General features: G+C 75.8%; 20 protein-coding genes. 11 read left to right on the forward strand and 9 right to left on the reverse strand.

Annotated elements, in window-relative coordinates; genetic code table 11:
- Positions 1-39: 39 nt before the first annotated feature.
- Complete coding sequence (locus tag BM414_RS25700; protein WP_245784993.1) at positions 40-1,104, reverse strand: inositol monophosphatase family protein; 1,065 nt, start codon at positions 1,102-1,104, stop codon at positions 40-42.
- Between the two features lie 67 nt (positions 1,105-1,171).
- Between BM414_RS25700 and BM414_RS31535 the strand changes: the two genes are divergently transcribed.
- A complete protein-coding gene (locus BM414_RS31535; protein ID WP_093584302.1) occupies positions 1,172-2,107 on the forward strand; it encodes a glycosyltransferase in 936 nt (311 codons plus the stop codon).
- A gap of 42 nt (positions 2,108-2,149) precedes the next feature.
- Here the strand turns inward: BM414_RS31535 and ppc are convergent, their stop codons facing one another.
- Complete coding sequence (gene ppc / locus BM414_RS25710) at positions 2,150-4,957, reverse strand: phosphoenolpyruvate carboxylase (protein WP_093584303.1); 2,808 nt, start codon at positions 4,955-4,957, stop codon at positions 2,150-2,152.
- 57 nt (positions 4,958-5,014) lie between these two features.
- On the opposite strand from ppc, the gene BM414_RS25715 reads away from it, so the two are divergent.
- Positions 5,015-5,917, forward strand: coding sequence for an SMP-30/gluconolactonase/LRE family protein (locus BM414_RS25715; RefSeq protein WP_093584305.1), 903 nt, complete (start codon positions 5,015-5,017; stop codon positions 5,915-5,917).
- Positions 5,918-5,978: 61 nt separating this feature from the next.
- On the opposite strand, the gene BM414_RS25720 is transcribed toward BM414_RS25715, so the two are convergent.
- From BM414_RS25720 to BM414_RS25730, 3 genes are all read right to left on the reverse strand, one after another.
- Positions 5,979-6,839: a tetratricopeptide repeat protein gene (locus tag BM414_RS25720; protein WP_093584307.1), complete on the reverse strand. Its 861-nt coding sequence runs from the start codon at positions 6,837-6,839 to the stop codon at positions 5,979-5,981.
- Between the two features lie 101 nt (positions 6,840-6,940).
- Positions 6,941-8,119, reverse strand: coding sequence for an ABC transporter permease (locus BM414_RS25725; RefSeq protein ID WP_093584309.1), 1,179 nt, complete (start codon positions 8,117-8,119; stop codon positions 6,941-6,943).
- Entirely contained in the window at positions 8,116-9,045 is a 930-nt protein-coding gene (locus tag BM414_RS25730; RefSeq protein ID WP_093584311.1) for an ABC transporter ATP-binding protein, read from the reverse strand. Before BM414_RS25730 ends, BM414_RS25725 begins: the two co-directional genes overlap by 4 nt.
- 85 nt (positions 9,046-9,130) lie before the next feature.
- On the opposite strand from BM414_RS25730, the gene BM414_RS25735 reads away from it, so the two are divergent.
- Positions 9,131-9,808, forward strand: coding sequence for a UdgX family uracil-DNA binding protein (locus tag BM414_RS25735; protein ID WP_093584313.1), 678 nt, complete (start codon positions 9,131-9,133; stop codon positions 9,806-9,808).
- A gap of 8 nt (positions 9,809-9,816) precedes the next feature.
- Positions 9,817-10,284, forward strand: coding sequence for an organic hydroperoxide resistance protein (locus tag BM414_RS25740; RefSeq protein ID WP_245784994.1), 468 nt, complete (start codon positions 9,817-9,819; stop codon positions 10,282-10,284).
- Here BM414_RS25740 and BM414_RS25745 read toward each other — a convergent pair.
- Entirely contained in the window at positions 10,281-11,627 is a 1,347-nt protein-coding gene (locus BM414_RS25745; protein ID WP_245784995.1) for an MFS transporter, read from the reverse strand. The two genes, BM414_RS25740 and BM414_RS25745, sit on opposite strands and share 4 nt — an antisense overlap.
- Positions 11,624-12,271 carry a pyridoxamine 5'-phosphate oxidase gene (pdxH, locus tag BM414_RS25750; protein ID WP_093584315.1) on the reverse strand — a complete coding sequence of 216 codons (648 nt, stop codon included), beginning with the start codon at positions 12,269-12,271 and terminating at the stop codon, positions 11,624-11,626. The genes BM414_RS25745 and pdxH overlap by 4 nt, the downstream gene beginning before the upstream one ends.
- Positions 12,272-12,431: 160 nt before the next feature.
- Here pdxH and BM414_RS25755 point away from each other — a divergent pair, with 160 nt between their 5' ends.
- On the forward strand, positions 12,432-13,562 hold the full coding sequence (locus BM414_RS25755) for a citrate synthase 2 (RefSeq protein WP_093584316.1): 1,131 nt from the start codon (positions 12,432-12,434) through the stop codon (positions 13,560-13,562).
- Positions 13,563-13,578: 16 nt separating this feature from the next.
- Entirely contained in the window at positions 13,579-14,694 is a 1,116-nt protein-coding gene (serC, locus tag BM414_RS25760; protein WP_093584317.1) for a phosphoserine transaminase, read from the forward strand.
- 63 nt (positions 14,695-14,757) lie between these two features.
- Here the strand turns inward: serC and BM414_RS25765 are convergent, their stop codons facing one another.
- Complete coding sequence (locus BM414_RS25765; RefSeq protein WP_093584318.1) at positions 14,758-16,011, reverse strand: osmoprotectant NAGGN system M42 family peptidase; 1,254 nt, start codon at positions 16,009-16,011, stop codon at positions 14,758-14,760.
- A gap of 171 nt (positions 16,012-16,182) precedes the next feature.
- Between BM414_RS25765 and sepH the strand changes: the two genes are divergently transcribed.
- Both sepH and BM414_RS25775 read left to right on the forward strand, forming a co-directional pair.
- A complete protein-coding gene (sepH, locus tag BM414_RS25770; RefSeq protein ID WP_093584319.1) occupies positions 16,183-17,064 on the forward strand; it encodes a septation protein SepH in 882 nt (293 codons plus the stop codon).
- 81 nt (positions 17,065-17,145) lie between these two features.
- The gene (locus tag BM414_RS25775; protein ID WP_093584320.1) at positions 17,146-17,619 is read left to right on the forward strand and encodes a YflT domain-containing protein; all 474 of its coding nucleotides are present in this window, start codon (positions 17,146-17,148) and stop codon (positions 17,617-17,619) included.
- A 60-nt stretch (positions 17,620-17,679) separates the two neighbouring features.
- Here the strand turns inward: BM414_RS25775 and BM414_RS25780 are convergent, their stop codons facing one another.
- A complete protein-coding gene (locus BM414_RS25780) occupies positions 17,680-18,480 on the reverse strand; it encodes a TrmH family RNA methyltransferase (RefSeq protein WP_093584322.1) in 801 nt (266 codons plus the stop codon).
- A 51-nt stretch (positions 18,481-18,531) separates the two neighbouring features.
- Here BM414_RS25780 and BM414_RS25785 point away from each other — a divergent pair, with 51 nt between their 5' ends.
- From BM414_RS25785 to BM414_RS25795, 3 genes are all read left to right on the forward strand, one after another.
- Complete coding sequence (locus BM414_RS25785) at positions 18,532-19,497, forward strand: NAD(P)/FAD-dependent oxidoreductase (protein WP_245784996.1); 966 nt, start codon at positions 18,532-18,534, stop codon at positions 19,495-19,497.
- An 87-nt stretch (positions 19,498-19,584) separates the two neighbouring features.
- The gene (locus BM414_RS25790) at positions 19,585-20,388 is read left to right on the forward strand and encodes an ABC transporter ATP-binding protein (RefSeq protein ID WP_093584324.1); all 804 of its coding nucleotides are present in this window, start codon (positions 19,585-19,587) and stop codon (positions 20,386-20,388) included.
- Positions 20,385-21,161, forward strand: coding sequence for an ABC transporter permease (locus BM414_RS25795; RefSeq protein ID WP_217644938.1), 777 nt, complete (start codon positions 20,385-20,387; stop codon positions 21,159-21,161). Before BM414_RS25790 ends, BM414_RS25795 begins: the two co-directional genes overlap by 4 nt.
- The last annotated feature ends 29 nt before the right edge of the window (positions 21,162-21,190 follow it).

Consider the following 21,190-nt stretch of genomic DNA (forward strand, 5'->3'; position numbering starts at 1 on the left):
CGCCGAGCCGCCGGTCGCCGGTCGCCGAGCCGCCGGCCGCTAGGCCAGCACGGCTGCGGTCAGGTCCCGCGCCCCCTGCTCGGAGGCCGCCGCGACGAACCGGATGAGCTCCTCGGTGTCCGGCCGCAGGTGCAGCAGCGCCCCGTCGTCGGTCAGCGCCACCCCGCCCGCGGCGGCCAGCACGGCCAGCCCGCCGGCGACGTCGTGCACGTGGGTGCCGCTGCGGTCGAGGTCGTGCCAGGCGGAGGCGGACCCGTCGGCGACCAGGCACAGGTCGACGGCGGTGCAGCCGGTCACCCGCACCCGGTGCGCCGTCGCCGGCACCCGGACGGTGCGTCCCGACGGTGCGACGACGGTGCTGCCCTCGCGCACCCGCGCCGGCACGCCGTCGCGCTGCGCGCCGGTGTCCACGGTCCCGGCCCAGCGGCGCCCGGAGGAGAGGTCGACGACGAGCCCGGCCACCGGACGGCCCCGGTGCACCAGCCCGGCCGAGAACGCCCACGGCGGCAGCCCGGCGCGGAAGTTGCCGGTGCCGTCCAGGGGGTCGAGCACGATCCACGGCTCGCCGTCGGGCACGTCGGGGTCGGGCCGCTCCTCCGACAGCACGGGGACGCCGAGCGGTGCCAGCGTCCCGGCGGCGGCGTCGTGCGCGGCCTCGTCGGCGGCCATCGACCAGCTGCCGTCGTCCTTGCGCACGTCCCGGCCGGTGTCGCGGGCCAGCGCGACGGCCACCTCGACCCGGGTGGCGGCCAGCGCGGCGAGGTGCGCGAACCGCTCGGTCAGCGGCGCGTCGGCCGGGGGCGCGACCACCTCGACCACCCGGCCGGTGCCGGCGTCGCGCACCTGCGAGCAGCCCCAGGCCGCGGCGACGGCGAGCAGCCCCGCCCGGCCGGTGACGTGCGTGGAACGGTGGACGACGACGGCCTCGGTCGTGCCCTCGTCGGTCCAGCGCCGGCGCAGGTGCGCGGCCGCGCCGTTCCCGACCAGCAGCCGCGCGCCGGGGTCGAGCAGCTCGGGGGCCAGCGCGGCCGGGCCCACCCCGAGCAGCCGGGCGGCGGCACGCAGGTCCTCCCCCGACGCCGCCACGTGCATCGTCTCCGCCACCGCTCCCCCGCTCTGCCCGCCTCTCCCGCAAGGTAGGCCACCGGCGGCGCCCGGGTAGGGCGCCACGGTGACGGCCACCTCGCGCACCGGCATCGACGACGTCGACGTCGTCCTCCTCGTCCACCGCGAGCCGCCGGAGCTGCTCGCGCGGCACCACGCGGCGCTGTCGGCGGCGACCGGGCCGGGCTGGCGCGGCCGGGCGCTGCTGGTGGAGAACGCCGCCGCGCCGGGGACCTCGGCCGCCGCCCGCGGACACCTCCGCGCCTGCTACCCGGACGCCGACCGGTGGGTCCTGCGCTCGCCGCGCAACCTCGGCTTCGCCCGCGCGATGGACCTCGCCCTCGACGCCTGCCGCGGCCGGTACGTGGCGCTGGTCAACTCCGACGGCGAGCCCGACCCCGCGATGCTGCGCCGGCTGGCGGAGGCCCTCGACGCCGAGCCCCGCGCGGTGTGGGCGGCGCCGGCGGTGCACGGTCCCGGCGAGGACGACGACCCGCCCGGCCCGCCGTTCGAGGCGCAGGAGCTGAGCGGCACCGCGCTGCTGGTGCGCCGGGCGGAGTTCCTCGCCGCCGGCGGCTTCGACCCGCTCTACTTCTTCTACAACGAGGACCGCGACGCCTCCCGCCGGCTGCGCGCGACCGGGCGCCTGCTGCTGCGCGTCCCCGGGACCCGCTTCCGGCACGCCAAGGACGGCCGCAGCGCCCGCGCGGTGTTCCTGCGCGAGTGGCACTACGGCCGCACGATCCAGGTGCTCCTCCCCCAGCACGCGACCCGGCCGGTGCGGGAGGCCGCGGCCTTCCTCGCCCGGCGGCCGCGCGCGCTCGCGCGGCACCTCCGCGACGGCGACCTGCCCGGCGCCGCCGCCATCGCGCTGGCCACCCTGGAGCTGCCGCGCGGGCTGCTGGTGGCCGCCGCCCGGCGCCGCCGCCCCTGGGACGGCGCCCGGCTGGACGCCTGGCTGCAGCGGCACCGCGGCGACGTCGAGCTCGGCCCGGTTCCCTGAGCCGGTCCCGGCTCAGCCCGAGTCGCTGAGCCGGCCCCGACCTCAGCCGCTGTTGCGGAGCGCTGTCGCGATCCCGTTGATCGTCAGCTGGATGTTGCGCCGGACCAGCTCGTCGTCGTCGCCGGTGCGGCGGCGCCGCAGCATCTCCACCTGCAGGTGGTGCAGCGGCTCCAGGTAGGGGAAGCGGTTGCGGATCGAGCGCACCAGCGACGGGTTGTCGGCCAGCAGGGAGTCGTCGCCGGTGACCGCGAGCAGCATCCGGCAGCTGCGCTCGTGCTCGGCGGTGATCTGGTCGAACACCCGGGCGCGCAGCTCCTCGTCGGGCACCAGCCCGGCGTAGCGCGCGGCGAGGTCGAGGTCGGTCTTGGCCAGCACCATCCCCATGTTCGACAGCACCGTGCGCAGGAACGGCCAGCGCCGGTGCAGCTCCCGCAGCCGGTCCAGGCGCGCCGGGTCGTCGCCGATCCAGGACTCCAACGCCGACCCGGTGCCGTACCAGCCGGGCAGCATGATCCGCGCCTGCGACCAGCTGAACACCCACGGGATGGCCCGCAGGTCGGAGATGCGGTCGCCGGCCTTGCGCGAGGGCGGCCGGCTGCCGATGTTGAGCTCGGCCAGCTCGCGGATCGGCGTCGCGGCCCGGAACCACTCGACGAAGCCCGGGGTGTCGTGCACCAGCGCCCGGTAGGCGTCCTGCGCGCGGGCCGCGAGGTCGTCGAGCAGCGCGTAGGCCTCCTCGGCGTCGTCACCGAGGCCCTCGACGTCGAGCAGCGTGGCCTCCAGCGTGGCCGCCACCAGCGCCTCGAGGTTGCGGCGGGCGAGGTCGGGCTCGCCGTACTTGGCCGCGATGACCTCGCCCTGCTCGGTGAGCCGCAGCGCCCCGGCCACCGCGCCGGGCGGCTGGGCGCGGATCGCCTCGTAGCTGGGCCCGCCGCCGCGGCCCACCGTGCCGCCGCGGCCGTGGAACAGCCGCAGCCGGATGCCCTCGTCGCGGGCCACCTCGACCAGCGCCAGCTCGGCCCGGTACAGCGCCCAGTTGGCGGCCAGGTAGCCGCCGTCCTTGTTGCTGTCGGAGTAGCCGAGCATGACCTCCTGCGCGTCGCCGCGGTTGCGCACCAACTCCCGGTAGACCGGCTGGGCCAGGACGGCGGTCATGGTCCCGCCGGCGCCCTGCAGGTCGCCGATCGTCTCGAACAGCGGCGAGATCCCGACCGGGCAGGTGGGGCCGTCCTCGCCGTCGGGGTCGAGCAGGCCGACCTCCTTGAGCAGGACGGCGACCTCGAGCACGTCGCTGACCGACTCGCACATGCTGATCACGTAGTTGGGGACGGCCCGCGGCCCCAGGAGCGCCACCTGCTCGGCGGCGGCCACCAGCAGGTCCAGCTCGCCGCGGGCCAGCTCGGAGAGCTCCGCGCCCGCGCGCACCAGCGGCCGGCGCATCCGCAGCTCCCCGGCCAGCAGCTCCACCCGGGCGGCCTCGTCGAGGGAGGCGTAGTCGGCGCAGACCCCGGCCCAGGCCAGCAGCTCGCCGAGGACCTCCTCGTGGACGGCGGAGTTCTGCCGCATGTCCAGCCCGGCGAGGTGGAAGCCGAAGACCTCGACGGCGTCGCGCAGCCGGGCCAGCCGGTCGTCGGCGAGCGCGCCGGCGCCGTGGCTGCGCAGCGAGGCGTCGACGACGGCGAGGTCGGCGATCAGCTCGTCGGGGCTGTCGTAGGGCTCGAGCTCGGCGTGCGGCGCGGCGCCGGGCACCCGCCCGAGGACCCGCCGCGCGGTCGCGGCCAGGCGCGCGTGCACGCCGGTGAGCGCCCGGCGGTAGGGCTCGTCGGCGCGGAACGGCGAGTCGTCGCGGGAGGCCTCGGCCAGGTGCGACAGCCCCGGCGTCGGGGTGACCAGCCGGTCGGACATCGACAGCTCGCTGCGCAGCTCCAGCAGCTCGGCCAGGTGGTGGGCCAGCGCGGTCTCCGCCTGGCGGGTGGAGGCGCGGCGGACGGCGTCGGCGGTGACGAACGGGTTGCCGTCGCGGTCGCCGCCGATCCACGAGCCCGGCTGCAGCACCGGCTGGGTGGGCAGGCCGCTGGTGGGCCAGCGCTCCCCCAGCGCGCGGCGCAGGTCGGCGTTGATCTCGGGGACGACCCGGAACAGCGACAGGTCGTAGTAGCGCAGCGCCTCGTCGATCTCGTCGGCCAGCCGCAGCCGCGACAGCCGCAGCAGCGCCGTCTGCCAGAGGGTGAGCACCGAGCGGTGCAGCTCCGTCGACCACCGCTGCTCGTCGACCTCGCCCGGCGCCATCCGGTCGCGCTCGCGGATCAGCTCCGTGACCTCCTGCTGGACCTGCGAGATCGTCCGGCGGCGCACCTCGGTGGGGTGCGCGGTGACCACCGGCACGACCAGCGCGCCGGCCAGCTCCCGTGCGACGACGTCGGGGTCGAGGCCGGCCCGGTCCAGCAGCGCGAAGGTGGCCGCGAGGCTGCCCGGCTGCGGCGGCGACCCGGCCCGGCGGTGGTGCCGGCGGCGGCGCTCGTGGTGCAGGTCCTCGGCGAGGTTGGCCAGCAGCGAGAAGTGGCTGAACGCGCGGATGACGTGGTTGGCCGCGCGGACGTCGAGGTCGCCCAGGCGGGCGGCCAGCCCGGCGCGGTCGGTCTCGGAGCGGCGGACGGCGAACGCCTGCACACGGGTCGACTCGACCAGGTCCAGGACGTCGTCACCGGTCTGCTCGCGGATGACCTCGCCGAGCACCCGGCCGAGGAGCCGGATGTCGTCCCGCAGCGGGGCGTCGTCGGCACGGCCGTCCCCCTCCGGGTCGCGGCCGGGCAGGCGCAGGTCGGCGACGTCGACGGTGGCTTCGGACATGGGGCGCAGTATCCGTCCCCCGTGTGACGGGCAGGTGTCGCGGGCACCTGCCCGCCCGTGCTGACGCTGCGCGCCACCCCCGCCGACCCCGCGCCCGCCGACCACGGCGAGGGCCCCACCTGGGACGACGCCCGCTCCGAGCTGCTGTGGGTCGACATCTCCGCCGGCGTCTTCCGCCGGGCGACCCTCGACGGCGACACGCTCACCGACGCCGGCTCGCTGCGCGCCGGGGACACCGTGGGCGCCGTCGTCCCCGCGGCCGCCGGTGGCTGGCTGACCGCCGCCGGCGGCGGGTTCACGCACGTGGCGGTCGACGGCACCGCCCGCGTGCTGCTGGTGCTGGCCGGCGAGGGCGGCGGCGAGGCCGACGGCGGCACCCGCATGAACGACGCGAAGTGCGACCGCGCCGGCCGGTTCTACGCCGGGACCATGGCCTTCGACGAGCGCCCCGGCGCCGGCACCCTGTACCGGCTCGACACCGACGGCACCGTGACCACCGTCCGCGAGGACCTCACCGTGTCCAACGGCCTGGGCTGGTCCCCCGACGACCGGACCGTCTACCTCGCCGACTCCGGCCCCGGGCTGGTGCACGCCTTCGACCACGACCCGGCCAGCGGCGCGTGGAGCAACGGCCGCGTGCTGCTGGAGACCGGCGGCGCCGACGGCGTGGCCGACGGGCTCACCGTGGACGACGAGGGCTGCCTCTGGACGGCGATGTGGGGCGGCGGCCACGTGCGCCGCTGGTCCCCCGCGGGCGAGCTGCTCGCCGTCGTCGAGGTGCCGGTGGCCAACACCTCCAGCTGCGCCTTCGCCGGCCCCGACCGGGGCCTGCTGGTCGTCAGCACGGCGCACGGCGAGGCCGGCGAGGACGAGGCGGGACGGCTGTTCACCGTCCGGCCCGGCGTGACCGGCCCGCCGGCGAGCCCCTACCGCGGCCCGCTGGCCGCCCTGCGACAGTAGAAGGACCCCACCGCCCCCCGCCACTCGCAGGCTCGCGGCGGGCCCCTGCGGTGGGGCCGACTCAGCTCTCCTGCAGCAGAGCCAGCGCCGCGGCGGCGAGCTGGTCGCCGGCGGCGGCGCCGCGCTCGAACTCCTCGGCGGCCCCGGCGATGTCGCCGCGGTCGGCCAGGAGCACGCCGAGGTTGTGGTGGCAGTACGCGTCACCGGCCTGGATGCCGGCGCGGTAGGCCTCCTCGGCCGCCTCGTCGTCGCCCAGCTGCTCGCGGTAGAGGTTGCCCAGCGGCAGCCAGGCCACCTGCTCGCCGAGCTTGGCGCCGCGCTCGAGCACCGAGCGGGCCTCCCCGGCGCGGCCGGTCTGCAGCAGCAGCGCCGCGAGGTCGGCGCGGGCGGCGGCGAAGTGGGCGGCGCCGACGCGCAGCCGTCCCTCGAGCCCGGGGTCGAGGGTGGCGCACCACTGCCAGCACGCGGCGACGGCGTCGGCCTCCTCGTCGCCGGTCGCGGCGAGCTCCTCGGCGACGGCCAGCGCCTGCTCGCGCTCCCCCTGCTCCCGCAGGAGGAAGGCCAGCTGCAGCCCACCCTCGGTGTCCCCGGCCTCGGCGGCCCCCCGGTAGGCGGCCATGGCCCCCGCGAGGTCGCCGAGCTGCTCGAGCACCAGCCCGAGGTTGCGCCAGGCGTCGAACTCGCCACCGGCCAGCGCGACCTCGTAGGCCTCGACGGCCTCGGCCCAGCGCTCCTGCGCGGCCAGGCTGTTGCCCAGGTCGTAGTAGCCGGTGACGTCGCCGAGGGCCGCCGCGCGGCGGAAGCACCACTCGGCGTCAGGATGCCGGCCGGCGTCGGCGAGGTCGCAGCCCAGGTCGATCAGCTCGTCGGGGTCCTCGGAGGCCTGCAGCCGCCAGAGGCGCGCGTCCAGGTCCTCGGTCATGGCGACGATGATGGCCGCGCTGACCTGGGCACACGCCCTCCGTCGGGGTGAGGTCACCCCAACGTGTCCGGTGCTCGTCCGGGCGGGTGTCCCCCGCCGGATCAGACCTCCCCGGCCCGCAGCGCCTCCCGCAGCTTGGTCTTCCCGCTGGTCCGCAGCAGGGCCCCGGAGTACACCCGCCCGCCCAGCCGGATGACCAGCGCGATGGCCACGAGCATGAGGACGACGGCGACGCCGACCTCCCACAGCGCCACGTCGCCGGCCGCCTGCCGCACCGGCATGACCATCGGCGACAGGCCCGGCACGTAGGAGGTCACCACCGCCAGCGTCCCGGTCGGGTCGCTCGCGGCCTGGATGGCCACGATGAAGCCGGCCACCAGGACCAGCGACGCCGGCGTGAGCACGCTGCCGAGGTCCTCCTGCCGGCTCACCAGCGAGGCGGCGACGGCGAACAGCGACGCGAACAGGGCGTAGCCCAGCACGAACCAGAACAGCAGCCACAGCACCGTGCCGACCAGCTCGCCGGGCAGGTCCACGACGTCGAAGGCGAGCGCGCCACCGATGCCGATCGCGGCGATGACGGCGATCTGCCCGAGGCCCAGGACGCCGAGGCCGAGGATCTTCCCGGCCAGCAGCTGCCACGGCCGCATCGTGGCCAGCAGCAGCTCGACCACCCGGCTGGACTTCTCCTCGACGACGCCCTGGGCGACGAACTGGGCGAAGAGGATGAGCAGGCTGTAGAGCACCACGATGCCGACGACGGCGACCACGGTGCGCTGGGTGTCGGCCTCGGAGTCGCCGTCGAGCGCGGTCACCGTGACCTGCGGCAGGTCGGAGGGGTCGATGCCGGCCTGCGCCAGCGCGTCGCCGAGCGCCACCGCCCCGACCGCGCCGGAGACGACCGCCTCGAGCGTGGTGTCGGGGTCACGCACCACGAGCTCGGGGTCGGCCGCGCCGCCGACCAGGGCGCCGTCGACGTCCTCGGTCTCGACGGCGGCCCGTGCCTCGTCGTCGGTGTCGAAGCGGACCACCACGACGTCGAGGTCGAGCGCCTCGCCCTGCGCCTCCAGGGCGGCGCCCACCTGCCCGGGGTCGCCGACGACTCCGACCCGGCTGGTGTCCTCGCCGGAGTTGACGACGACCTGGAAGACCAGCACGCCGAGGATCAGCACGATCATCAGCACCGAGCTGGCGATGAACGTCCTGTCGCGGATGCGCGTGGAGATCTCCCGCGCGGCGACCAGACGGACCAGCTGCCCGCTCGACAGCGGTGCGCTCACGCCGCCACCTCCTCGCGGGCGGCGACCTGCCGCGCAGGGTCGGCGACGGCCTCGCGGAACAGCTCGACCAGCGTGGCCTCGCGCCAGCCGAAGTGGGTGACCCGGCCGGTGCGCAGCGCGGCAGCCAGGACCTGCTGGTCGTCGGTGCCCCCCGCGAGCTCCAGCAGCGTGTCACCGGCCTGCTCGGAGACGACCCGGACGCCCGGGAGGGCAGCCGCCCAGCCGGGCCCGGCGTCGGGCACCACGACCCGCAGCACCCGGCCGGACTCGCGGCGCCGCAGCTCCTCGACGGTGCCGGTGGCGACCATCCGGCCGCGGGCGAGGATGCCGACCGAGTCGCACAGCCGCTCGACCAGGTCGAGCTGGTGACTGGAGAACACGACGGGCACGCCCGCGCGGCACTGCTCGAGCAGCGCCTCGGCCAGGGCGTCGACGCCGACGGGGTCCAGACCGCTGAACGGCTCGTCGAGGATGAGCACCTCGGGCCGGCTGACCAGTGCCGCGGCCAGCTGCACCCGCTGCTGGTTGCCCAGCGACAGCTTCTCGACCGGGTCGCCGCGCCGCTCGGCCAGGCCCAGGCGGCCCGACCACTCCTCGGCGGCGCGGGCGGCGGCGGCGGCGTCCATGCCGTGCAGCCGCGCGAAGTAGGCCAACTGCTCGCCCACCCGCATCTTCGGGTAGAGCCCGCGTTCCTCCGGCATGTAGCCGATGCGCCGCCGGGCCTCCTCGTCCAGGGGGCGTCCGCGCCAGCGCACCTCCCCGGCGTCGGCACGGGCCAGGCCCATGGCGATGCGCATCGTCGTCGTCTTCCCGGCCCCGTTGGACCCGCAGAAACCGAACATCGAGCCGGGGGCGACGGTGAAACCGACACCCTCCAGCACGTGGTTGTCGCCGTAGCTCTTGTGGAGCCCGTCGAACTCGAGCACTGCTCCTCCGTCCTGAGGTCCCCGTGCGCGCCGACGCTATCGGTCCCGCCTCGCGCCCGGCCCCGACCTGCGGTGTCATCGGGGCATGAGCCAGGAGAACGTCCCCGCCAGCCCACCGTCGGGTGTCGGGCTGGACGGCCTGCGGCAGGCAGCGGCCGGGTGCCGGGCCTGCGAGCTGTGGGAACCGGCGACCCAGACCGTGTTCGGGGAGGGCCCGGAGACCGCGCGGATCGTGTTCGTCGGCGAGCAGCCCGGCGACCAGGAGGACCGCAGGGGCGAGCCGTTCGTCGGCCCGGCCGGCCGGCTGCTGGACCGGGCGCTCGCCGACGCCGGGATCGAGCGGGGCGACGCCTACGTCACCAACGCCGTCAAGCACTTCCGGTTCACGCCCACGCCCAAGCGGCGGATCCACCAGTCGCCGGGGGCGGAGCACATCCGGGCCTGCCGGCCGTGGCTGGAGGCGGAGTTCGAGGTCCTCAAGCCCGAGGTCGTCGTCTGCCTGGGCGCGACCGCCGCCAAGGCGCTGATCTCGCCGTCGTTCCGGATCACCAAGGAGCGCGGCGTGCTCATGCCCTGGACGCCGCCGGGCGTCGCCCGGGCCGAGCTCGGCGACGACGAGCCCGACGAGGACGCCCCGGCACAGACCTGGATGCTGGCCACCGCGCACCCCTCGGCGGTGCTGCGCGTGCCCGACGAGGACCGCCCCAAGGCCTACGACGCGCTGGTCGCCGACCTGCGCGTGGTGGCCGGGGCCCTGGCGTAGGAGGACCCGTGGGAGACGGCATGCACCCGATCTACACGGCGCAGGCCACCGCGACCGGCGCACGCACCGGGGAGGTCGCCAGCTCCGACGGGCGGCTGCAGGTGCAGCTGTCCCGCCCCGCCGAGATGGGCGGCGACGGCGGCCCGGGCACCAATCCCGAGCAGCTGTTCGCCGCGGGCTTCGCCGCCTGCTTCCACAGCGCGATGCGCTTCGCGCTCGAGCCGCTCGGGCTGACACCGCGGGCGCTGCAGGGCTCGTCGGTCACCGCGCGGGTGCACTTCCTGCGCGGCGAGGCCGGCGACTTCGGCCTCGGCGTCGAGCTCACCGGCTCCCTGCCCGCCCTGGACGCGGAGCAGGCGCGGGCGCTGATGGAGCGCACCCACACCGTCTGCCCGTACTCGCGCGCCACCGTCGGCAACATCGAGGTGGACCTGCACGTGGCGGAGGACTCCCCGGCGGCCCGGCAGTCCCCCTAGCCGGCCGTGCGCGAGGCGCGGAAGTGCAGGAACGAGGGCACCACCAGCGCGACGACGACCATCGCGACCACGACGACGATCCCGCCGGAGACCATCGCCACGCTCACGCCCGCCGCGCTGGCGATCGCCCCGGCGCGCAGGTCGCCCAGCCGCGGGCCGCCGGCGACGACGACGAGGAAGACGCCCTGCATCCGCCCGCGCATGTCGTCGGGTGCGGCGGTCTGCAGCATCGACGAGCGCAGCACGGCGCTGACCATGTCGCCCGCGCCGGCGACGGCCAGGCAGAGGACGGCCAGCCACAGGGTGGACGCCAGGCCGAAGCCGATGATCGCGATCCCCCACACCACGATGGCGGCGAGCACGACGGCGCCCTGCCGGTCGACCCGCGAGACCCAGCCCGAGGTCAGCCCCATGAGCAGGGCACCGACGGAGACGCCGGCGAACAGCCACCCGAGACCGTTCGGCGACCCCTCGAAGCGCGTCTCCGACAGCTCGGGGAACACCGCCTGCGGCCAGGCGAAGAGCATCGCGATCACGTCGACGACGAAGGTCATGAGGAGCACCGGCTGGGTGCGGAGGAACGTGAAACCCTCCCCCACCCCGCGGACGGCGGCACCCAGGCGCAGCGGGCCGGTCCGCCCGGCCGGCGGCAGCGGCGGCAGGCCGCGCAACAGCAGGACGGCGACCAGGAACCCGAGCGCGTCGACGGCGTAGGCCAGGAAGAGGTCGCCGAGGCTGATGAGCACCCCGGCCAGCAGCGGCCCGGCGATGACGCCGACCTGGCGCACGGTCATCGCCAGCGCGTTCGCCGCGGGGACGCCCGCAGTGCCGACGAGCGCGGGGATGACCGCGCTGCGGGTGGGCTGGTTGACGGCCGTGAACCCCGAGACCGCGGCGACGAGCACCCAGAGCAGCCAGATGTTCCCGCCGCCGGGCAGCAGCGCCTGCACCGCCAGCAGCGCGCTGGTCACCGCCGACCCCGCCCCGGTGACCAGCATGAGCCTGCGGCGGTCCATGGCGTCGGCGATCGCGCCGCCCAGCAGCCCGAAGACGACGAGCGGCACGAGCGCGACGATCGACGTCACCCCCACCAGCAGCGAGGACCCGGTGAGGTCGTAGACCTGGAACGGGACGGCGACCAGCGTCATCTGCTGGCCGAGCATCGTGGCCGCCACACCCCAGAACAGCCGCCGGTAGCCGGGGTTGTGCAGCGGGCTGGTGTCGATCGCCCAGCCCCTCGACGACGTGGGGCGGCGGCGCACCGGCACGGGCTCGGCGACCTTCCCGGCCCCCTCGACGGGATCGACGGGCAGCTGCTCCCCGGGCGTCCCGTGCGCCGTCACGGGGCCAGGCGTTGGAGGACCCAGCCGCCGCCCTCCTCGTCGTCGCGGACGAAGCGCAGCCGGTCGTGCAGCCGCCCCGGCCCGCCCTGCCAGAACTCGATGCTGTGCGGCACCACCCGGTAGCCGCCCCAGACCGGCGGCCGCGGCACCTTCTCCGTCGTCGTCTCCTCGTCGAGCAGCCGCACCCGCGCCTCGAGCTCCTCGCGGGAGTCGACGACGGTGGACTGCACCGAGGCGACGGCGGCCAGCTGCGCCTCCCGCGGGCGGGGGTCCCACAGGCCGTCGGAGGCGCCGTCGCCGATGCGCTCGACGGTGCCGGTCACCCGCACCTGGCGCTGCAGCGCGTGCCAGGGGAAGACCAGCGCCGCGCGCGGGTTGGCGGCCAGCTGCGCACCCTTGGCCGAGGCGTAGCTGGTGCCGAAGACGAAGCCGGCCTCGTCGTAGCCCTTGAGCAGGACGATCCGCGCGTCCGGGGCGCCGTCGGCGTCGGCCGTGGCCACGACCACCGCGTTCGGGTCGGGGACGTCGGCGGCGACGACGTCCCGGAACCAGCGGTCGAACTGCTCGACCCAGGTGGGCGCGAGGTCCTCCTCGCGCAGCCCCGGGCGGTCGTAGTCCCTGCGCATGCGGGAGAGGTCGGCCACCCCGCCATGCTGACACCGCCGCCGCGAGGGGGCGCCGGGCGGCTCCCGCTGGACGGCAGCCCCCCGTGTGACGGGTGCGACCGCTGGGCCTAGGGTCGCGGTGCAGTCGTGCCCCGCGGAACGTGCGGGCACGAGGTCCGCGCGCAGAGGAGCATGCGAGATGGCCGACGACTTCGTACCCGGCCTCGAGGGCGTCATCGCCTTCGAGACCACGATCGCCGAGCCCGACAAGGACGGCGGGTCCCTGCGTTACCGCGGGGTCGACATCGAGGACCTGGTCGGCAAGATCACCTTCGGCAACGTCTGGGCGCTACTGGTCGACGGCAAGTTCGGCCCCGGCCTCCCCCCGGCCGAGCCGTTCCCGATCCCGGTGCACAGCGGCGACGTGCGCGTCGACGTGCAGGCCGCGCTGGCGATGCTGGCCCCGTTCTGGGGCTACCGCCCGCTGCTGGACATCAGCGACGAGGAGGCCCGCGACCAGCTGGCCCGCGCCGCGGTGATGGCGCTGTCCTACGTCGCGCAGTCCGCCCGCGGCATCGGCACGCCGGCCGTGCCGCAGAGCCGCATCGACGAGGCCGCCACCATCGTCGAGCGCTTCATGGTCCGCTGGCGCGGCGAGCCCGACCCCCGCCACGTCGCCGCCGTCGACGCCTACTGGACGTCGGCCGCCGAGCACGGCATGAACGCCTCCACCTTCACCGCCCGCGTCATCGCCTCCACCGGTGCCGACGTCGCCGCCGCGATGTCCGGCGCCATCGGCGCGATGTCCGGCCCGCTGCACGGCGGCGCCCCCTCCCGCGTGCTGCACATGCTCGACGGCGTCGAGCAGGAGGGCGACGCGGAGAAGTACGTGAAGGGCCTGCTCGACCGCAAGGAGCGGCTCATGGGCTTCGGGCACCGCGTGTACCGCGCCGAGGACCCCCGCGCCCGCACCCTGCGCAAGGCCGCCAAGGAGCTGGGTGCCCCCCGCTTCGACGCTGCGCTGGCCCTGGAGCAGGCGGCGCTCAAGGAGCTGCGCGAGCGGCGCCCCGACCGGCCGATCGAGACCAACGTGGAGTTCTGGGCGGCCATCGTCCTGGACTTCGCCGAGGTCCCGAGCCACATGTTCACCTCGATGTTCACCTGTGCCCGCACCGCCGGCTGGTGCGCGCACATCCTCGAGCAGAAGCAGACCGGCCGCCTCGTGCGCCCGTCGGCCCGCTACGTGGGTCCGGCGGCACGCAAGCCCGAGGAGGTCGAGGGCTTCGACACCATCACGGTCAAGGCCGTCGACCAGGCCACGCCCGCCTGAACGGAGCGCCCCGCGCATGAGCATCGAGATCCCCGCCGGCCTGCTGCCCGCCGACGGCCGCTTCGGGTGCGGTCCCTCCAAGGTCCGCCCCGAGGCGCTGCAGGCACTGGCCACCGACGGGGCCGGGCTCATGGGCACCTCCCACCGCCAGGCCCCGGTCAAGGGGCTGGTCCGCCAGGTGCGCGAGGGGCTGGCCGAGCTGTTCGGCCTGCCCGAGGGCTACGAGGTCGTGCTGGGCAACGGGGGGAGCACGGCGTTCTGGGACGTCGCGGCGTTCGGGCTGATCCGGCGGCGCAGCGCGCACGGCACCTACGGCGAGTTCTCGGCGAAGTTCGCCTCCGGGGTCGCCGGGGCGCCGTTCCTCGAGGAGCCGGTCGTCGTCACCGGCCGGCCGGGGACGCTGGCCCTGCCGGAGGGGCAGCCGGGCGTCGACACGTACGCGTGGGCGCACAACGAGACCTCGACCGGGGTCATGGCCCCGGTGGTGCGCCCCTCCGGCGCCGACGACGACGCGCTGGTGCTCGTCGACGCCACCAGCGGCGCCGGCGGCCTGCCGGTCGACGTCACGCAGGCCGACGCGTACTACTTCGCCCCGCAGAAGTCCTTCGCCTCCGACGGCGGCCTGTGGATCGCGCTGATGAGCCCGGCTGCGCTCGAGCGAGTGGCCGAGATCAAGGCGTCGGGGCGGTGGATCCCCGGGTTCCTCGACCTGTCGACCGCCGTCGACAACTCGGCGAAGGACCAGACGTACAACACCCCGGCGGTGGCGACGCTGTTCCTGCTCGCCGACCAGGTGCGCTGGATGCTCGGCCTCGGCGGCCTCTCCGGCGCCGTGGCGCGGACCCAGGACTCCTCCGGGCGGCTCTACGGGTGGGCGGAGAAGTCGCCGTACGCGACGCCGTTCGTCGCCGACCCGTCGCAGCGCAGCCTCGTCGTCGGGACGGTCGACTTCGACGAGGCCGTCGACGCGGCGCAGGTGGCGAAGGTGCTGCGGGCCAACGGCGTGGTCGACGTCGAGCCCTACCGCAAGCTCGGCCGCAACCAGCTGCGCGTGGGCATGTTCCCCGCCGTCGACCCCGACGACGTCAGCGCGCTGACCGCCTGCATCGACCACGTCGTCGAGCGGCTGTAGCCGCGGTGGCCCCCTTGCAGGGGACCGCCGCGAGCGTGCGAGCGGTGGGGGGCAAGGGGGTCCTCACCGGGCGATCTCGCCGTCGGCCGGCTGGACGGCGGTGCTCGGGAAGTCCCGCAGGTCGCCGGTGGGTGTGCGGTCCCAGCTGCGGAAGGTCAGGTCGGTCTGCAGGTAGAGCGCGATGAGCTCAGCGGTGCTGCGGATGCCGTCGAGGTGGGTGCGCTCGTTGCCGTGGCTGCCGTCGATGCCGAAGCCGACCAGCGCCGCGCGGGTGTTGGCGCCGGCCTCCAGGGCCGAGGCGGCGTCGGACCGGTAGTACTTGTAGACGTCGCGGCGGTGCGGCACCTCGTGCACCCGACACAGGTCGATCAGGTGCCGGGTCAGGTGGTAGTCGAAGGGCCCGGTCGAGTCCTGCATCGCGATGTTCACGCAGTGTTCGGAGGACGCCTGCCCCGGCGCGACCACCGAGGTGTCGATGGAGACGAGCTCGGCGACGTCGGCGTCGAGGCCGTGGCTGGCGCCCAGGCCGACCTCCTCGGCGATGGTGACCAGCAGGTGTGCCGTCACCGGCACCTGGACGCCGTGGTCGACGATGGCCTTGAACGCGCCGAGCGCCGCGGCGATGCCGGCCTTGTCGTCGAGGTGCCGGGAGTTGACGAACCCGCTGGCGGTGACCACCGGCTGCGCGTCGATCGCCACGAAGTCGCCCACCTGGATGCCGCGGCGCTCGAGGTCGGCGCGGCTGTGCACGACCTCGTCCACGCGCACCTCGACGTGGTCCCAGCCCACGCCCTGCTCGTCGACCTCGTCGCCGAAGCGGTGCCCGCTGGCCTTGTTGGGCAGGATCGTGCCGGTGTGCCAGTAGTCGCCGGAGACGTCGTCGCTGAAGATCGTGACCCGGGCGCCCTCGGCGAAGCGGGCGCTGTGCGTCCCCACCGGCACGAGCGCCAGCCGCCCGTTGTCCTTGAGCTGGCTGACCATGCAGCCGATCGTGTCGGCGTGCACGACCACCGTCCGGTCGGCGCCGGGCGAGCGGCTGGGCAGCTCGGCGATGAGCGCCCCGCGGCGGGTGACCTCGAAGTGCAGGCCCAAGTCGCGCAGCTCGCAGCCGATGACCTGCATGACGTGGTCGGTGCGTCCCGACGGGCTCGGGATCTGCAGCAGCTCGAGCATCACCCGCTGCACGTAGTCCATGTCGATCGGCAGCCGCTTCTGGCCGGCGTCGACCGGGGAGGGCAGGAAGCGGGGGTTGGGCTCGGCATCGTCGCGGGTGTCGTCGCGGACGAGGCCGGTGTCGTCCCGGGGACCGGTCAGCATGGAGGCGGAGTCTAGGTGCGCCCGGCGCGCCGGACGGGGACCGGGGAGCGCCGTCCGGGTGCCGCCACGCCGGGCCACCTGCGGCGCGCACCCCCCTCGCGCCGATAGCCTCGCGCGTGGCCCCCTGTAGCCGGGAGCCGTCCGCCCGTCCCGTCGTCCGAGGAGGTCTACGTGCGCACGCTGCGTCTCGTGGGCCTGTCCGAGGACGGCAAGAGCCTGGTCCTCACCGTCGACGGCGGGGACGGCACCGACGACGGCGAGCGCTTCGAGCTGCCCGTCGACGACCGGCTGCGCGCCGCCGCCCGCGGGGACACCCGCCGGCTCGGCCAGATGGACGTCGACAGCGGGCTCTCCCCGCGGGTCATCCAGCAGCGCATCCGCTCCGGTGAGACGCCCGAGCAGGTCGCGCAGAGCTCCGGGACCCGCGTCGAGCGGATCATGCGCTTCGCCCACCCGGTGCTGCAGGAGCGCGAGCGGATCGCCGACCAGGCGCGCGAGGCGCGGGTGCGGCTGTCCGAGGGCACGCCGAGCGTCCCGCTGCAGCAGTTCATGGCCGAGCGGCTGCGACTGCTCGGCGCCGACCTCGACGCCGTCCGCTGGGACGCCTCCCGCTCCGACGACGGCACCTGGGTGGTCACCGCCGCCTGGCGGGCCGGCGCCAAGGAGGGCACCACGGCCTGGGCCTACGACCTCGCCGGCCGCGCGGTCAGCCCGTTCGACGCCGCCACCCGCGACTTCGCCGAGGGCACCCGGCTGGTCCGCGTCGTCCCCGGCGTCCCCGCCGAGCGACCGGTGCTGCCCGTGCACCGCAGCGCCGCCGTGCCGGAGCGCCCCTCCACGGAGCGGCCCGCGGCCGCCGCCGCTCCCCCGGCCGCCGAGTCGTCACGCCCGGCGTCCGCCGACCGGCACACCGACGTCCCCGACGACGAGGACGTCTCCGAGCACGACACCGTCGTCCTGCGGACCGGCGAGACCGACGGCGAGGACGAGGACCCGCGCGCCCGCGTCCCGGCGTGGGAGGACATCGTGTTCGGGGTCCGCCGCAACCACTAGCCCACTGTGACCGGTCGGACGTGTCCGGCCGGTCGGCCCGGGTACCTCTTGCGCAACGGGAACGCGGAGGTGGAGCGAGTCATGTCGATGTCGGTGTCCATGCCCCTCGGGGGCGTCCAGGTCGGGTCCTACGACAGCTATCCGCAGGCGCAGGCGGCGGTGGACCACCTCTCCGACGAGAAGTTCGCCGTCGAGAACGTGACGATCATCGGGTCGGACCTGCGGATGGTCGAGCGGGTGACCGGCCGGCTCACCTGGGGCCGTGCGATCGCCGCCGGCGCCGCGGGCGGCATCTGGTGGGGTCTGTTCGTCGGTCTGCTGCTGGGGATCTTCGCCCCGAGCGGCACCAGCTGGGTCAGCTCGGTGCTGACCGGCCTGCTCTTCGGCCTGGTCTTCGGCGCGCTGTTCGGCGCGATGGGCTACGCGGCCACCCGGGGCAAGCGCGACTTCACCAGCACCTCGCAGATCACCGCGAGCCGCTATGACGTCATGTGCGACCCCTCGCGCGCCGAGGAGGCCCGCGCCATCCTCGCCCGCTGGTCCCTGCGCAACTAGGAGGACCCCCTCGGCTCGCAGCCTCGCCGCGGGCCCCTGCGGGGCGGCCGTTCCGGCACGTCACCGGAGGGTGGCGAACGCCACGGCCGCGGCGGCGGCCACCCCGAGCGAGTCCACGCCGGCGCGCATGGGGATCCGGGCGCGCACCCGGGCCGCCGCCTGCGCCTCCGGGGTGAGCCCCGGCCCCTCGGCGCCGAGCAGCACCGCGGTGCGCGGGTGGGCCCGTGGGTCCACCCCGGTGAGGTCGACGGCGTCCGGGGCCGGGGTGAGCGCCACGGTGAGGTAGCCGGCGTCGTGCAGCCGGGACAGCCCATCCGGCCAGTCCGGCAGGACGGCGAACGGCAGCGCGAGGACGTGGCCCATCGAGACCCGCACCGCGCGCCGGTAGAGCGGGTCGGCGCAGCGCGGGTCCAGCAGCAGCCCGTCGACGCCGAGGGCCACGGCCGAGCGGGCGATCGAGCCGAGGTTCTCGGCGTCGTTGAGCGCCTCGAGCACGGCCAGCCGCCGCGGCGCCGCCGGGTCGGGCCCGGCCAGCAGCGCGCCGAGGTCGGCCGGCGGCCGTCGGTCGGCGGAGGCCAGCACGCCGCGGGTGAGCCGGAAGCCGATCAGCTCCGACAGCGCCCACTTGTCCATCTCGTAGGCCGGCACGTCGCCGGGCAGGTCCAGGCCGGCCAACCGCCCGGGCACGCCCAGGACCGCGCGCACCCGGTAGGGCGAGGCCAGCAGCCGCTGCACCGCCGGGACGCCCTCGACGATCACCGGGCCGGTCCCCCGCTCCCGTCCCGCCGGGCGGTCGCCGGCGTGCAGGTCGCGGAAGTCCGACACCCGGGGGTCGGCGACGTCGAGGATCGGCTCGGGCACGCCTGCGATCCTCCCCGAGCGCCACGGCCGCCCAGCCCGCAGGATCCAGTGGTGCCCAACTCAACTGTCGTCGTCGGAGCCGGCATCGCCGGGATGGCCTGCGCCCGGGCGCTCGCGGAGGCGGGTGTGCCGGTGCGTGTCCTCGACCGCGGCCGCCGTCCCGGGGGCCGCATGGCCTCCCGGACGCTGGCCGGCCGGGTCACCGACCTCGGCGCCTCCTACTTCACCGCGCGGGACGGCTCGCCGTTCGCCGCCGTCGTCGACGACTGGGTGGCGCGCGGGCTGGCCCGGCCGTGGACCGACACCTTCGCCGTCGCCGGGCCGGGGGGGCTCCGGGACACCACCAGCGGCCCGGTCCGCTACGCCGCGCCGGGCGGGCTGCGCTCGCTGGTCGCCGACCTGGGCACCGGCCTCGACGTCGTCCAGGAGTCCGGGGTCGAGCGCGTGGAGCCCGGCCCCCGGGTCGACGGCGCGGCTGTGACCGCCGCCGTCCTGGCGCTGCCCGACCCGCAGGCCCGCCGCCTGCTGCCCGCCGACCTCGCCGCCCGGCTGCTCGGCGAGGAGGCGGAGCACCCCTGGCAGCCCACCCTCGCGGTCGCGCTGGGCTGGGACGAGCGCCGGTGGCCGGCCGACCTGCACGGCGTCTTCGTCCACGACGACGTGGTGGTCGAGTGGATCGCCGACGACGGCGACCGGCGCGGCGACGGCGCCCCGGTGCTGGTCGCGCACACCACGCCGGGCACCGCCGCCGCCCACCTGGACGACCCCGACCGCGCCGCGCCGGAGGTCACCACCGCCGTCCGCCGGGCGCTGGGCATCGACACCCCGCCGGCGTGGATGCACGTGCACCGCTGGACCTTCGCCAAGCCCTCCGCCCCGCGCGAGGCGCCCTTCGGCCTGGCCGACGGCATCGGCGTGTGCGGCGACGGGTGGCGGGCGCCGTCGAAGGTGGAGAGCGCCTGGACCAGCGGGCACCTGCTCGGCACCGAGCTGGGCACCGGGCTCGGACGGGCCTGAGGGCGGCAGCGGGCGTTGACGCCGCCCGCAGAACTCATCTAGCGTTGAGTTCATCAGGCGTTGAGTTCTCGCCACCGGGAGGCCTCCATGACCGACGCCGTCACCGTCACCGACCTCGTCGTCGAGCGCGGGCACCGCCGGGTCCTGCACGAGCTGTCGTGCACCGTGCCGGCCGGGCGGGTCACCGGCCTGCTCGGCCCGAGCGGCAGCGGCAAGACCACGCTGATGCGGGCGCTGGTCGGCGTGCAGCGGGTCCGTTCCGGCGAGGTCACCGTCCTCGGCGAGCCGGCCGGCTCCCCCGGCCTGCGCTCCCGGGTCGGCTACGTCACGCAGGCGCCGAGCGTCTACCCCGACCTCACCGTCCGGGAGAATGCCCGCCACTTCGCCGCCCTCTACGGCCGCGGCGCCGGGGCGGCCGACGACGCGCTCACCGCCGTCGGGATGACCGACGCGGCCGGGCAGCTGGTCGCCGACCTCTCCGGCGGGCAGCGCGGCCGGGCCTCACTGGCCTGCGCACTGGTGGGCGACCCCGAGCTGCTGGTCCTCGACGAGCCCACCGTCGGCCTGGACCCCGTGCTGCGGGTGGACCTGTGGGACCGGTTCCACGCCCTGGCCGCCGCCGGGACGACCCTGGTGGTCTCCAGCCACGTCATGGACGAGGCCGGCCGGTGCGACCGGCTGCTGCTCCTACGGGAGGGCCGGCTGTTGTCGGACTCGACGCCGGCGCAGCTGCGCACCGACTCGGGCACCGACGACCTCGAGGAGGCCTTCCTCCGCCTGGTCCGCACGCAGCAGGAGGTGGGCGCGAGCGGACGGGGACGCGAGCATCGCAGCGAGGGACGAGCGAGGAGCGGAGCGTCCCGCGGGAGCGAGCAGGTGAGCCGGGCATGAGCGCCGCGACCGCCGTCCTGAGCCCCCGGCTGACCGCCGCTACGACCGGGCGGGTCCTGCGGCAGCTGCGGCACGACCACCGCACCATCGCGATGATGGTGCTGCTGCCCAGCCTGCTGCTGGGCCTGCTCTACCTGCTCTGGCGCGACGTGCCGGCCCTGCCCGGGCAGCCGTCGGTCTTCGACCGGGTCGGGCTGACGATGCTCGGCGTCTTCCCGTTCGTGGTGATGTTCCTGGTGACCAGCATCGCGATGCTGCGCGAGCGCACCTCCGGCACGCTGGAGCGGCTGCTCACCACCCCGCTGTCCCGGCTGGACCTGCTGCTGGGATACGGCACCGCGTTCGGGATGGCCGCCGCGGTGCAGGCCCTGGTCACGGTGACCGTGGCGACGACGCTCTACGACCTCGAGGTCGCCGGCTCGCTGTGGCTGGTCGTGCTCATCGCCGTCGTCGACGCCGTCCTCGGGGTGGCGCTCGGGCTGCTGGCCAGCGCGTTCGCCCGCAGCGAGTTCCAGGCGGTGCAGTTCATGCCGGTGATCGTGCTGCCCCAGTTCTTCCTCTGCGGGCTGCTGGTACCCCGCGAGCAGATGGCCGGCTGGCTGCAGGCGATCAGCGACGTGCTGCCGCTGACCTACGCCGTGGAGGCCCTGCAGGAGGTCGGGCGATCGGCCGCGGGGACGGGCACGATGTGGCGGGACGTCGGCGTGGTGGCCGGCGCGGCAGCGCTCGCCCTCGCCCTGGCGGCGGCGACCCTGCGGAGGAGGAGCAGCTGAGCGAAGGACGCCGACGGCCCTCCGGCCGT

This window comes from Geodermatophilus amargosae, assembly GCF_900116515.1.
GTDB classification, from domain to species: Bacteria; Actinomycetota; Actinomycetes; order Mycobacteriales; family Geodermatophilaceae; genus Geodermatophilus; species Geodermatophilus amargosae.

Coding starts and splice junctions, on each gene's coding strand:
- BM414_RS25790 (WP_093584324.1), top strand. CDS start 19,585: ATGACCGACGCCGTCACCGTCACCGACCTCGTCGTCGAGCGCGGGCAC.
- BM414_RS25775 (WP_093584320.1), top strand. CDS start 17,146: ATGTCGATGTCGGTGTCCATGCCCCTCGGGGGCGTCCAGGTCGGGTCC.
- BM414_RS25765 (WP_093584318.1), bottom strand. CDS start 16,011: ATGCTGACCGGTCCCCGGGACGACACCGGCCTCGTCCGCGACGACACC.
- BM414_RS25795 (WP_217644938.1), top strand. CDS start 20,385: ATGAGCGCCGCGACCGCCGTCCTGAGCCCCCGGCTGACCGCCGCTACG.
- BM414_RS25735 (WP_093584313.1), top strand. CDS start 9,131: ATGAGCCAGGAGAACGTCCCCGCCAGCCCACCGTCGGGTGTCGGGCTG.
- BM414_RS25755 (WP_093584316.1), top strand. CDS start 12,432: ATGGCCGACGACTTCGTACCCGGCCTCGAGGGCGTCATCGCCTTCGAG.
- serC (WP_093584317.1), top strand. CDS start 13,579: ATGAGCATCGAGATCCCCGCCGGCCTGCTGCCCGCCGACGGCCGCTTC.
- BM414_RS25720 (WP_093584307.1), bottom strand. CDS start 6,839: ATGACCGAGGACCTGGACGCGCGCCTCTGGCGGCTGCAGGCCTCCGAG.
- ppc (WP_093584303.1), bottom strand. CDS start 4,957: ATGTCCGAAGCCACCGTCGACGTCGCCGACCTGCGCCTGCCCGGCCGC.